At 49.1% G+C, this 14138-nt stretch carries 10 protein-coding genes; all 10 read left to right on the plus strand.

What is annotated here, in order from left to right; genetic code table 11:
* The first annotated feature begins 69 nt into the window (after positions 1-69).
* On the plus strand, positions 70-285 hold the full coding sequence (locus M2277_RS10345; protein ID WP_063478446.1) for a hypothetical protein: 216 nt from the start codon (positions 70-72) through the stop codon (positions 283-285).
* Between the two features lie 203 nt (positions 286-488).
* Entirely contained in the window at positions 489-2105 is a 1617-nt protein-coding gene (locus tag M2277_RS10350; RefSeq protein WP_280754715.1) for an extracellular solute-binding protein, read from the plus strand.
* Between the two features lie 80 nt (positions 2106-2185).
* Positions 2186-3151, plus strand: coding sequence for an ABC transporter permease (locus M2277_RS10355; RefSeq protein WP_280754716.1), 966 nt, complete (start codon positions 2186-2188; stop codon positions 3149-3151).
* Positions 3145-4023, plus strand: a complete 879-nt coding sequence (locus M2277_RS10360) for a carbohydrate ABC transporter permease (RefSeq protein WP_006207879.1) — start codon at positions 3145-3147, stop codon at positions 4021-4023. Before M2277_RS10355 ends, M2277_RS10360 begins: the two co-directional genes overlap by 7 nt.
* 65 nt (positions 4024-4088) lie before the next feature.
* The gene (locus M2277_RS10365; RefSeq protein WP_280754717.1) at positions 4089-6329 is read left to right on the plus strand and encodes a helix-turn-helix domain-containing protein; all 2241 of its coding nucleotides are present in this window, start codon (positions 4089-4091) and stop codon (positions 6327-6329) included.
* 20 nt (positions 6330-6349) lie between these two features.
* Entirely contained in the window at positions 6350-7372 is a 1023-nt protein-coding gene (locus M2277_RS10370; RefSeq protein WP_280754718.1) for a zinc-dependent alcohol dehydrogenase, read from the plus strand.
* A gap of 401 nt (positions 7373-7773) precedes the next feature.
* A complete protein-coding gene (locus tag M2277_RS10375) occupies positions 7774-8997 on the plus strand; it encodes a family 8 glycosyl hydrolase (RefSeq protein WP_280754719.1) in 1224 nt (407 codons plus the stop codon).
* 272 nt (positions 8998-9269) lie between these two features.
* The gene (abnB, locus tag M2277_RS10380; RefSeq protein ID WP_280754720.1) at positions 9270-11675 is read left to right on the plus strand and encodes an arabinan endo-1,5-alpha-L-arabinosidase AbnB; all 2406 of its coding nucleotides are present in this window, start codon (positions 9270-9272) and stop codon (positions 11673-11675) included.
* A gap of 523 nt (positions 11676-12198) precedes the next feature.
* Positions 12199-12825: a nitroreductase family protein gene (locus M2277_RS10385; protein WP_152824872.1), complete on the plus strand. Its 627-nt coding sequence runs from the start codon at positions 12199-12201 to the stop codon at positions 12823-12825.
* A gap of 170 nt (positions 12826-12995) precedes the next feature.
* The gene (locus M2277_RS10390; RefSeq protein WP_280754721.1) at positions 12996-14108 is read left to right on the plus strand and encodes a hypothetical protein; all 1113 of its coding nucleotides are present in this window, start codon (positions 12996-12998) and stop codon (positions 14106-14108) included.
* Positions 14109-14138: the final 30 nt, after the last annotated feature.

The raw sequence follows: 14138 nt of genomic DNA on the forward strand, positions 1-14138 counted from the left end.
AGTGTTCTGCCCCGTAAATGTACGATGAAGAAGAGAAGAAATTTAACATGCTCCGTGAGGGATTTCGTTATGAAATCCCTCTATTTTTTTATCTATTTCTACCGCTTTAGCATTTTCCACATGTTAATAAAGCTTGATGCTGTGCGGGTTTTCAGCGCTCGGACCTCAAAAAGCGGAAAAAAACAGCATCTCGCAGAAATACACTGCTTTACGAATGATGGAAGCGTTTTTATGATGTGGATGGGTGGAAAAAGACGTGCCGGAGAATCGGCAGCAGCTGCCTGAACCATTTTAGAATATTCCCTGTTTGGGATAGGGAGTTCACAACTTGAGGAGGAGTGATAGGGAGTATCTTGCATTGAACATGTTGTCAGCAGAATACAGCAGGCGAGAAAAGACGAGAAGAATGACGGGGGTAGAATAGCGATTGCACACAGGTTCAGTCAGTGAATTCAATGACAAAGAATAGATTTAGAGGAGGTAAGCACATGACAAAAAAATGGCTATGTATGGTACTTGTGTTCACATTCATCGTTTCGATGCTGGCAGCATGCAGCGGGGGAGACAAAGGGGCCGCTCCGAAAGCGGGCGAAGAAACGGCACCGTCTCCTTCGGTACCGGCAAATCCTGACCAATATGGGGATACCGGCGGGCTTGCGCTTCCGCTCGTGGATAAACCAACCACGATTACGTGGATGGTTGCGAGCGAGAAGACCAATTTGAATGATTCCCTCATTGCCAAAGAAATAGAGAAACGGACGGGAATCAAGGTGAACTTTCAAGCATATTCACCGGCAACCTTCGCTGATAAATTGAGAGTGACGGTGGCCTCCGGCAAGCTCCCGGACGTATTCCACGGGCTTACGCCATCGGAACTCAAGAAGATCGGTCAGCAAAATGCGGTCGTGGCTATCAATGAATACATCGATATGCTGCCAAACTTCAAGAAATTGTATGTCGAGGAGAATCCGTGGGTCATATCGTCCTTCGGCGATCAAGAGGGCAATATTTACACCTGGCCGATTGCCAACATCAACCGCGACGTCAATCACGGTTTTCTGTACCGCAAGGATGTATTTGATGAAATTGGGATAAAAGAATGGAGCACGACGGAAGAATTCTATGAAGCTTTGAAAAAGCTGAAAGAAGCCCATCCGGACTCCTATCCCTACGCTTCGAAAACCAAAGAGTTCATCTTCCGTGATTGGTCTTACGGATGGGGGCTTGGAGGCAAAGATTATCCTACTTATTATGACGAGGCATCCAAGCAGTGGAAGTATGCCTCCATCCAGCCGGAACATAAAGAGATGATTGATTTCATGAAGAAGCTGTACAACGAAGGGTTGATGGACCCTGAATTTCTGACGGATACGGATGAGTCCTGGACAGCCAAGATGACATCCGGCAACAAGTCCTTCGTAACCTTTGACTGGATCGGCCGACTCGACCTGTTCTACAACCAGATTAAGGATCAGAACCCGAATTATAATCTCCGTTACGGCACGCCGGTTGGACCGACAGGCAACGGGGCTACGCTGCCCAAGATCGACAACAGTTTCAGTATTGCTGTAGCCAACAACGATAACAAGGAAGCAGCGCTCAAGCTTCTTGATTATTTAACAAGCCCGTCGGGTGCGACCCTTGTCACGATGGGGGTTGAAGGAGAGACATTCAAGATCGAAGGCGATAAGGCGGTTTATCCGGAGCTTACCGATGTACCGCTCGTGGACATTAAAGTGCTGGAGGACCGTTATGGATTGTGGCTGCAGGGGATGTATGTAAACTCCGACAAACGCAGTGTGTATTACAACTTTACGGAGAAGGAGCAGGAAGCGCAGGATAAGCGCCTGAATGCAGGCAACTTTGAGCCGTACGATCCCATCCTGAACTTTACGGATGAGGAAACATCGAAGATTGCCGAGCTTCATACCGCGCTCAACAAATCGGCGAATGAGTTCAATTCCAAATACATTCTGAACAAGAATTATGGAGATGCCGAGTGGCAGCAATGGCAGGCAGCGGCCGAGAAGCAAGGGGCTTCCCAATTGGTCGAAATTTTCAACAACGCACAGAAGCGATTTGATGAGGCAAATGCATCCAAGTAATGAAGACAGAATAAAGCTGCTCGTAGGCAGCATCCGTTCTTATACCGATGCTGCCCCTTCAGCTTTAAGGAGGTTACCCCATGGCCAGTGCAGGCACCAAAACGAGTAATGCCCGGCCCCGTGCCGGATTTGCCAAGCGAACGACTGCAGCTTTTCAGCGTATCAAACGCGATAGACAGCTTCTGATATTGCTGATTCCCTGCCTGCTCTTTTACCTCATTTTCCGATATGGGCCGCTATACGGCATGATCATTGCCTTCAAGGACTACAGCGTGTTCACCGGCATATTGGATAGTGATTGGGTGGGACTGAAGCATTTCGAGAAATTTTTCGGCAGCGCTGATTTTTGGATGCTGTTCAAGAACACCCTGCTGCTTGGCGTATACAATCTGATCTTCGGATTTCCGTTCCCGATCATTTTGGCAATTCTCCTGAACGAGGTGAGGATCAAATGGTTTAAGAAGTCGGTTCAGACGCTAAGCTACCTTCCCTCTTTCCTGTCCGTGGTCATTATCAGCAGCATGATTATCGATTTTCTCTCGCCCAATCAAGGCATCCTGAATCAGCTTCTGGCCTCCCTCGGGTTTGAGAAGAAATATTTCCTTATCGATCCGAATTGGTTCCGGACCATCTATGTGTCCTCGGATATTTGGGCTAACGTCGGGTACGAAGCGATTATCTATATGGCTGCCATCGCCGGGATCAGTCCTTCCTTGTACGAAGCAGCCAAAGTCGATGGTGCGAAGAGGCGCCATATGATATTCAGGATTACGATACCGGCCATAATGCCTACCATCATTATCATGTTCATTCTGAAGACCGGATCGATGCTCCGCATCGGCTATGAGAAGGTGCTGCTGCTCTACAACCCGATGACCTATGAGGTGGCGGACGTATTCTCCACCTATGTGTATCGCAAAGGACTTCTGGAAGCGAATTACAGTTATGCGACTGCCGTTGGGCTGTTCGAGGCGCTGGTGGCTATGATCCTGCTCCTGTCGTCCAACTATTTAAGCAAGAGATTGGGAGGGAGCGGACTATGGTAAGCAAGCGGTTCAGACTCAGAAACATCTCCCTGTTTCATGTGATCAATACACTGATTCTGCTCAGTTTGGCCGTCGTGACGGTGTATCCGGTCATTTACATTACGGCGGTTTCACTCAGTTCAACCTCGGAGGTTGTGCAAGGCCATGTTACGTTGTTTCCCAGAGGGTTCAATCTGGAGGCGTACGCCCAGGTTCTTACGGATAATCGGGTTCCGCGGGCTTATCTGAACACGTTGATGTACACAGCGCTCGGAACGGCAATCAATCTGTTGCTGACAGCCATAGCAGCCTATCCGCTGGCGCGCAGGGATATGTTCGGACGCAATTTCTTTTTGATGGCCATCATTCTGACCATGTTTCTGAATCCGGGAATTATCCCTAATTATCTCATTGTGTCGGAACTAGGGCTGATTGACAGCGTATGGGCACTTGTACTTCCGAATGCGATTTGGACCTTTGAGCTTCTGATCTTAAAAAGCTTTTATGAAAATATGTCCGAATCACTGCGTGAAGCGGCCGTTGTGGATGGAGCGTCTGAATACCGTATCCTGTTCCAGATCGTGATTCCCCTCTCGAAGCCTGCACTGGCATCCATCGGGCTGTTTTATTTCATGGGGCATTGGAACAGCTTCTTTATCCCCATGATTTATCTGAATGATGCCAACATGTATCCGCTGCAGGTGGTGCTCCGGGACATGCTGATATTCAGTGAAGGCGGCAATAATGCAAGCCTGGTCGATTCCTCGGCATTGGCGCCGCAGGCCATGAAGAACGCTACGATTGTGTTGTCCATGATTCCGGTGCTGCTCATCTATCCGTTTGCCCAGAAGTATTTTGCGAAAGGGGTTATGCTGGGTTCGGAGAAGGGATGACAGGAAGGGACAAGGACCGCGCTTGTTGAATATGAAGGAATGACATCCAAGAGAGGTGATTCCGAATGAATCGATTGATCGCGAGCAGGGGGCTGCTTCAGATTTTTTTCGCTTTGCAGCTCGTCATCGGCATCATGTTCATATTCAATTACATTGTGTACAAAAATTCCATCAACGGAATTTATGACAAGGTGAGCGAGAACAACCGGATGGTGATCAAAAATATAATTCAGTCGTTCGACACCCACTTCTCCTCTGTAAACAATCTGATTTTTAACATTCACTCGCTTCCTTCGGACCGGGTGAAGCTGGATAACGGCTCGATGGACATGGAGAAGGTTATCTCGCTTCGGGACAGCATCGCAAGTTTTGCTTCGAACATGGATATCGTGGAGGATGTGATCGTTTCGTTTGACGATCATGATCTGGCGATTACGAGCCGCGGGACCAGCAATTTGGATGCCTTGTTCGACAGAAGGTACAAGTCCCAGAAGTTCAACTCCATGTTCTGGAAGACCTTCACCCGGTCGGAGCATGAGCTTACGGTCTTTCCCGCTGAGGTTTACGCGGATATGGCCAGCGGATTCGGAAGAAATCTGATGATTGCTGTCGACAGCAACAAGGTCAGGATGTCGAATAAGAACCTCATGGTTCTGATTAATGTGAACAAGCTGCTCAAGGGGATCGATCTGCATTCGATGATGCCAGGCGCCTCGCTTATCGTGATGGATGCGGACAAGAACGTCATTCTGAGCACGGAGGAGAATCTGGATCTGGTGGATATCCTGAACGATGTCTACTTCAATCCTTCCCAGGAGGCTTCCCTGACTCACGGCAACTATGAATACAACTTCTACAAATCGGACTATAACGGCTTCATCTATATAAACAAGCTGCCTTATAAGTTTCAGAATATCGATTCCGTCACAAACGCCAACCGGTGGATCATGTACGGCGCGATTGTGCTGGCCGCAATTCTCTCCTTGCTGCTGAGTATTTACCTGTACCGGCCGGTGAAGAACATTGTGCACCTGCTCGGGGGCAGTTCGCTTAAAGGAAATGATTTTGTGAAAATTCAAAGCGGTATCATCAAGGTGCAGCGGGAGAATGAATCCCTGAAGAAGCAGATGGACCTGGTGGATGAAGATATTCGCCGCAGCGTATTCCTGCAGACGCTGGATGGTCATCACCATTCACGTGAGCAGGAAATGCAGATGCAGAAGCACTACACGCACTTTTTTCAGTGCCGTCATTTTATGATGGCGGCCGTGTATTTGCAGGCGTCGGGTAAGGAGGCAGTCAAGTCGGAATTTGTCTTGGAGGAGCTGACGGCTCGGATTCGCAGCAGCCTTCAGGAGCGTTATGGGCATGCGGTGGTTTATCATGTGGAACAGCTGAAATTCCTCGCGTTAATCGGCTTGGACCAGCCCTCGGAGCGCAGGCAGCTGGTACGGGGGTTCGAAGAATACATCGATATGTTCAACCGGGAGTTTGCCGATTCGTTTAAGGCATGGGGATGTGTCAGCAGGACCTATGAATCCAAGATCAGCAATTGCCGTGAAGCCTATCGGAACATTCAGGACGGCCTGCTGTACCGCAACGTGAATGCGGACACGGATATGGTAGATAACGAGCAGATCCGCTATGTGCCGGATCTTTATTATCCCCTCCAGCAGATTGAGAAATTGAGCAATTGCATGCTCAGCGGCAAGGTGGATGAAGGATTGCAGATTGTGAACGACATATTTCAGCACAATGTGAATCTTCAGATCCATCATCATCAGATGGTTCACGTCACGAAGAGTGTGTTCTTTCTTGTCATGAAGCAGGCAGATTCGCCGTCTGCCGACCGCCATGAGCTGTTCCGGCTGGAGAGTGATTTCATCAGGAAGGTCGATCAGGCATTTACCTGTGAAGAACTTCAGAAGGCGCTGATCGAGGTGATGCGCGTGGTGGCAAATACGCGGAACCATGACCCGCGAAGCAAGCTGAATCCCGCATTCATCTCTCAATATATCGAACTTCATTATATGGAGAATTTGTATTTGGATCATATGGCTGAAGTGCTGGATACCAGTTCGAAATACTTTTCGAATTATTTCAAGAAAACATTTGGCGTGAACTACGTGGAGTATTTGAACAAGGTCCGATTATCGCATGCGCGGGAGTATCTTCGGAACACGGACTTAAGCATTGCCGAAATCGGAGAGAAGACGGGGTATTCGAACTCATCCACGTTTACAACGACCTTTAAGAAATATAGCGGCGTCTCGCCGAGCGAATATCGAAAAGCATCAGGAAAATAAAGCGAAGTGGGAGGGTTCGTATGAAAGCTGTGGCTACCATTCTTGGAGAAGTTATCGTGGATCAAATCGACAAGCCGGCCGGATTGCCGGCAGGTCATGTGCTTGTTCGTACCGAATATTCGGCGGTCAGCCCGGGTACGGAAATGATTTTTATTCGAAGAGCATCGGATCAAAAAGTCATCATGGGTTACAGCGCTGTCGGGATTATCGAGGCATTGGGCGCTGGCGTGGAGGGGCTTGCCATCGGGCAAAGGGTGGCCTGTTATGGGGCGCCTTACGTGCGTCATGCCCAGTGGCTTGCAGTGCCTTCCAACCTGACGGCTGCTGTCCCGGATGGGGTGGATCCGAAGGAGGCTGCCTTTGCCGGGCTTGGGGCGATTGCCATCCATGCCCTGCGAGTAGCGGATCTGCATTTCGGCGAATCGGCAGTGATTGTCGGTCTTGGCATACTCGGGCAGATGATTGCCCAGATTGCCCACGCGTCAGCCTGCCCTGTTGCGGGGCTAGATCTGAACCCGGAACGGGTGAAGGAGATGAAGCGGTATATTCCCTATGCGTATGACAGTCAGGAGCTGCTTGAGGAGCGGATTCAGCTTATGACCGGCGGACATGGAGTTGACAGCGTGATTCTGTGTGCGAACGGACCTGGGGAGGAGCTCATGAACGCCTCGATGGGATGGATACGGGATAAGGGCAAAATCGTCATGGTCGGTGATTTATCCATGAGCTATTCCAGGGAAGCGATGTTTGGCAAGGAGGCACAGGTGCTCATATCGCGCGCAGGAGGTCCCGGCCGGTATGAAACGGATTATGAACTCCGCAATACGGATTATCCGATTGGTTTCGTGCGCTGGACGGAAGGGCGCAACATCGCCGAATATATTCGTCTCCTTGCCGAAGGGAGAATAACGGTTAAACCGCTGATCTCGCATGTAATCCCCGTGGATGAAGCGGGCAAGGCTTATGAGCGGTATGGTCCGGGATCTGCAACACTGGGAACGATTTTTAAATATGATGATGATCCAGTGGGTGCAGAAGCTTAATGCGGAACCCGCCGATATCGGGGTGGAATGGATATAACTGTCATTGCAAGCCATGCCTTGCAACAATCTGCAAAGAATAGAGAGTGGTAGCGGATAGCTGTCTCTTCAAGCCGTGTTTTCACTGCGGGAGGACAGCTTTTTTTGCTTGCCCGGAATAAGGGGAATACACAAACTATCAATTTACAATAATATACAGTTATATTATAATAATAGTAGATATGGATATGCACTCTTTTTATATGAAAGAAGGTATATATCCGTTTTTATTGGTAGCGCATACATATAATCAGTCTCCTCGTTTCCAGCGATAATTGGGAAGGGTGGTGGTCGAATCCGAAACCGGTTTACCAGGTTGCCATGGTAATAGATTTCCTATTCGAAAATCAAAGGAGCGAAATTTGATGAAGCTATTCCGAAAATCAATTATACGTAAATCTGTGGTGTTGCTCTGTGCCGTAGTTATGGTTCTGCCAGCCGGATTGTCTATGGCGGCCAACAAGCCGTTTCCTCAGCATACAACCTATACGAGCGGCTCCATTAAGCCTAATCATGTGACACAGACTGTGATGGACAATGCGGTTCAGAGCAAGTGGAATAGCTGGAAGGGCTCGTTCTTGAAACCGGCTGCTTCAGGACAATATTATGTGAAATACAATTCCGCAGGGGAGACGGTGTCCGAGGCTCATGGCTACGGCATGTTATTCACCGTTCTCATGGCAGGGTATGACAGTAATGCACAGACGTATTTTGATGGACTTTATCGTTATTATAAAGCGCACCCTAGTGATAACAATCCGTATTTAATGGCATGGAAACAGAACAGCAGCTTCCAGAATATCGAGGGAGCCAATTCGGCAACGGACGGCGACATGGACATTGCTTATGCCCTTCTGCTTGCGGACAAGCAGTGGGGAAGCAGCGGCTCGATCAATTACCTGCAAGCGGCCAAAAATATCATTAACGCGATTATGAGCAACGACGTGAACCAGTCGCAATGGACGCTGCGGCTTGGCGATTGGGCTACGAGCGGTAACTACAACACCGCCACCCGCCCATCGGATTTCATGCTGAATCATATGAAGGCATTCCGGTCGGCCACAGGCGATGCTCGCTGGGATAACGTCATTAACAAGACCTATACCATCATCAATTCGATCTACAACAGTTACAGCTCGAATACCGGCTTGCTGCCGGATTTCGTTGTCATGTCAGGCAGTAATTATCAGCCTGCTGCAGCGGGATTCCTGGAGGGAGCAAACGATGGGAAATATTATTACAATTCATCCCGAACCCCTTGGCGGATAACAACCGATTACCTGATGACAGGCGATTCACGTGCACTGAATCAATTGAACAAAATGAACACCTTCATTAAATCAGCTACGAGCAGCAATCCGGCTAATGTTAAGGCAGGATATAACCTGAACGGCACCGCGCTGGTGACCTATAACAGCGGAGCCTTCTATGCACCGTTCGGCGTGAGCGCCATGACTTCATCCAGTCATCAGAGCTGGTTGAACTCTGTGTGGAGTTACACAACGAACGCATCTGCAGAGGGATATTATGAGGAGAGCATCAAGCTGTTCTCCATGATTGTGATGTCGGGTAACTGGTGGAGCTACTGAGTGATTCCCTGATTTAATTTCATTAAAATATAAAATAAAACCCTGATCCGTAATAGATCAGGGTTTTTTAGGTCTTTCCTCCCATTATTATATTTGTTAATAAAAATAATGAGATTTAGGATTGATATTCCATAACAGGCAATGTTAATATCTTATCAAATATAAAACGTTTTATATTATTATGAATCAAATGAACAAAGATTCAAAAATCACAGCTTCTTGGTTTTTATTTGTGAAAGGGTTTACAAAAAATGAAGTGAAGGGAGAATCGCATGCACCAGAACATGCTGCGTAAGACGGCTGCTGCAAGCTTGGTTGCAGCCTTATTGATTGGGGGGTTAACCTCTATGGGTCAGGGGGCGGTGGTGAGTAGTCCGGATGTGTACGCTGAGGCGGGAGCAAGCAAGAAGGCAGATAAGACGCCTGTATTTCGGGAAGCGTCCGTTCATGATCCGTCCGTCATCAAGACCGGGGATACATATTATGTGTTCGGTTCCCATCTGGCTGCGGCCAAATCGAAGGATCTGCTGAATTGGGATATGGTTGCATCGGGAGTCACGAACGGCAACCCGTTGATCCCGAATGTAACGGAGGAACTGAAGGAGACACTCGCCTGGGCGCAGAGCGATACCTTGTGGGCAGCGGATGTGATTCAACTGGCTGACGGCAAATTCTATATGTATTACAACGCCTGCAAAGGAGATTCCCCGCGATCCGCTATGGGGGTCGCGGTTGCAGACCAGATCGAGGGACCTTATAAGGACACGGGCATTATTCTGAAATCCGGCATGTGGGATGAGATCAGTGAGGATGGAACCGTCTATGATGCCACCAAGCACCCGAACGTGGTAGATCCGGATGTATTCTTCGATAAGAACGGCAAGCTGTGGATGGTATACGGCTCATACTCCGGCGGCATTTTCATTATGGAGATGGATGCCAAGACAGGCAAGCCGCTGCCTGGACAGGGATATGGCAAGAAGCTGCTCGGCGGCAATCACAGCCGGATTGAAGGGCCGTACATGCTCTACAACCCGGAGACGGACTATTATTATCTGTATCTTTCGTACGGCGGCTTGGATGCGGCTGGAGGTTACAATATGCGGGTCGTTCGTTCAAAAAGTCCGGATGGTCCCTTCTACGATGCAGAAGGCAACGATATGAGAGAGGTGAAGGCGGATCCTGCGCTTCCGCTTTTTGATGACCGGTCGATTGAACCGTACGGCGTGAAGCTGATGGGAAACTATTTGTTTCAACGCTTGATTGGTGATCCGGGAACGGGAATCGGAACGGGAGCCGTATCCCCAGGACATAACTCCGTTTATTATGATGAGCGGAGCGGAAGAACATTTCTTATTTTTCACAGCCGATTCCCGCTGCGGGGAGAAGAGCATGAGATTCGGGTGCATGAACTGTACATGAATGAGGAGGGTTGGCCTGTAGCGGCACCATACCGATACGCGGGCGAGGAAGCGAAGCATAACCATAAGATTACGCCGAATGATGCGGCTGGAGAATACAAGCTGATTCATCACGGCAAAGATATCTCAGCTGCGATGAAAGAATCCGTATCCATTGAGCTTCATAAGAACGGCAAAGTCACGGGTGGAGCAGCGGGTACATGGAAGATCAGCGGAAAACGGGATGTGCAGCTTACGCTGGATGGAGTGGGTTATACAGGGGTGCTCGCCGAGCAGTGGGACCCTGATGCGAAGCGGCAGGTGATGACCTTTACGGCTCTTTCAGCGGATGGAGCGGCCGTGTGGGGCGCGCGTCAGCTTGACCGGAGTGATAAGGAGACGGTGAATGCAGTGAAGAAGGACCTGTCCATAGGGGACGTGAGCGGTATTTTTTACGATCTGACCCTGCCTTCCCAGGCTTCGGGTGGAACGGTCATTGGCTGGAGTTCCTCTCATCCGGAAGTTATAACCGCAAGCGGTAAGGTGAAGCGCCCTGCTGCGGGGACAGGGGATGCCAAGGTCACATTGACCGCTCAAATTACAAAGGGCAAATCAAAGGCTTCCAGAGCCTTTGAAGTGAACGTCTTGCAGCAGCCGGCAGGTCCGCTGCTGCTGAACTACCCATTCAGTGAGAATAAGGGCAATGCGGTGTTAGACAGCTCAGCTAATGGATTTCATGGCAAGGTGGTTGGAGGCGTCCAGTGGAACGAGCAGAGCCGGCAAGGCGGCGGGATGGAGTTCAACGGCACGGATGGCTATATTGAGCTGCCAAATCAGGTGACCGATACCGAGGACTTTACTTTTGCGACCTGGGTATATTGGAAGGGAGGAGCTCCGTGGCAGAGAGTGCTGGATGCGGGGAACGGACTGGCCCGGCATATGTTCCTGACGCCATCCCAGCACTCCGGTGTGCTGCAATTTACGCTGCATGGAAGTGGTGGAGATCAGAGCCTCTTGTCTGCCGTACCATTGCCGACCAATGAATGGACTCATGTTGCAGTCACTTTGCAAGGAGATACAGGCAAGCTGTACGTGAATGGTCAAGTCGTTGCGTCAGGAGACTATATGAAGCTGAATCCGAACGAGCTGCTGGCAACGGAAGTTTATTTGGGCAAAAGCCGGTTTGCGGCCGATCCTTATTTTAACGGCAGTCTGGATGAGGTACGGATCTATAACAAGGCCCTGACCGTAGAGGAGATCAAAAAGCTGGCGGAATAGGGGGCGATGATCCTAATCCAAGGGGTATCTCCTTTTTTACAAGTTGATGGCGTGCAGACAATGTCTGCACGCTTTTTTTGACTTGAATTTACGGGTGATGAAGTGCTGCCAGGCATTAGGAAACAGACTTGCATGGTTGCCGAACAGCGGATGGGGTAGCCGGTATGAGTAGTTAAATAATGGTTGACAGATAGGGGATAATCATATATCTTTAAATCAAGATAAATAACTATATAAAAGTTAGTGGATCGAAAGTGGTAAGTTTTGGCGAATGCCTCATAGTTAACCTTGTAAATGGTTTAATTAACGCAACTAAAGAGCAAGGGCAAGTGTGATGTACATAACTTCAATATAAACGATAAAGGTAGAAAATAATAAGAATGGGAACTGGCGATCAGATGAAACCCATGCATATGAAGACCGAACTTGCACCGGGCTGCAGCGAATAGTTATGAATTCGAACTGTATTTGATGGATGCTGTATTTTTTATAATTAATAGGATGAATTAGGAGTTGTATAGATATGAGTGATCTGACATCGTTGATTAAGAGCCGGAGGTCGGCTAATCTGTTTATTGAAGGAATCGAAATTCCGGACAATGATTTGTATGAAATATTTAATGAGGTTAAGTACGCTCCTTCGGCGTTTAATTTACAGCACACGCATTATGTTGTGGTGAAGGATCCCGATATCAAGCACCAAATTTACGAAGCGGCCCACAAGCAGTACAAGATCCACACCGCCTCTGCCGTCATCGTTGTGTTTGGAAACAAGCTCGCCTATGAGGACATCGGAAGAATGAATGAGGGCTTCTTGAGCCTCGGAGTGATCGATAAACTGGAGTTTGATATGACGGTTGAATCGGTGACGGATTTCTATGAAGCGGGCGGAGACGCTTTTATGAGGGAAGAGGCCATTCGTAATGCAAGCCTGTCCTCGATGCTGCTGATGATGGTAGCCAAGGACAAGGGCTGGGATACCTGCCCGATGATCGGATTTGATCCTGAAGTTTTGCGGAAGACATTAAATGTTCCGGATTCCTACGTACCTGCGATGTTGATTGCCATCGGCAAGGAGGATACCAGAAAGCCCCGCCCCCGCGGCTATCGCAAGCCGGTATTGGAATTTGTAAGCTATAATCAGTTTTAAGTTATCCAGGGTATGCGTAAGAGCTCTCACTCAAGGTCTCAAGATCTGAGGCGGGAGCTTTTTTGCTTATAACAATAAACATTCCCTTGCGGAATGACGATGATGAATATAAAGAGATAGATGGCAGTACAAATCCTAAATACAGTGGGGTCATTATCTATATATAGGGGGTGAATGAATTGAATATCGGCAAGCTGTATAAGCAGTATGGACTGACTCTTGCTTTGGCTGTACTGACGATCCTGTTAACAGCTGCTTGCAGCAAGGAGGAGCCATCATCTGTGCAGCCAACGTCCGCTGCCTCCATACCGAATGCCGGGAAGTCCGTCAGAGAAGAATCGGAGACGTCAGCATCGGCTAAGGAATCGGTGCGTACGGCATTCCGGCAAGAAGAACAAGTCGATCGTCAGGCGGAGGAAGGGTCCGCGCCAAAAGGGGATACCAACAGGAATCCGATTGAGGCGGTTCTCCGAATGTACGAGGCGCTTCAGGCTGACGATTCCGAATCGTATTTCCAGCATGCCGACATTCCGAGTGTCCGGATTTCCCCGGCCAAGCTGAAGGTATTAATCGAAGAGGCCGGCAAACGGGAAGTGCGGCCGGAACGCTTCATGGTTTTCGATAAAGAGATGCTGGATCAGGCAAGCCGCCAGCTGCTTGCGATTACGTACGGCAGTCAGGCCGAGATTGTGCTGGAGGAGCTCAGTCAGGGGGACCACAACCTATGGTTCGTAACGGCGTTCACGGATGGGCTTAAAGTGGTAGAGCAATCCACGATTTACCCGGGAGCTTACGAGCTTGGCAGAGAGGCGGCGATGGAGGAGCTCATTGCTGTGGAAATTCGTCATACCGCGGAAGACAGGGCATTTCTGGCAGCGAAAGCGAAGATGCCTGTCTTGACCCCGGTGCAGACGGTTTCTTTGCTGTATCAGGCGGCTCAAGCCGAGGATCAGGAGACCTTTTACGCCATATCGGGGGGTGCCGAAGGTTATTTCTCCGGTCATTATGTCCAGGACATGGTGGAGTTTACGGAATGGATGAAGTCTTTTGAGAGCGTACAGCATGTCCGGATCGAACCTGTTTCGAAGGAGAACATTGCCGAAAATTACAGAGTGGAATTCGATAAGCGTTTTGGTTCAGCCTGGCAATTCATTGTGGCTTGGGGTTCGGAGGGTGAAGCAAGTTATCAGGGAACATACTGGATCATGGCTCCCGGCGGGGACGAAAGCCGGTATGTGGTGAGGCAGGTGCTTACAGCCAATTTGGAATCATTTTTCAGATGATGGACTAACTATCTACATAATCGAGTACAG

Origin of the sequence: Paenibacillus sp. LBL (assembly GCF_029893715.1) — a bacterium.
Taxonomy (GTDB): Bacteria; Bacillota; Bacilli; order Paenibacillales; family Paenibacillaceae; genus Paenibacillus_AQ; species Paenibacillus_AQ glucanolyticus.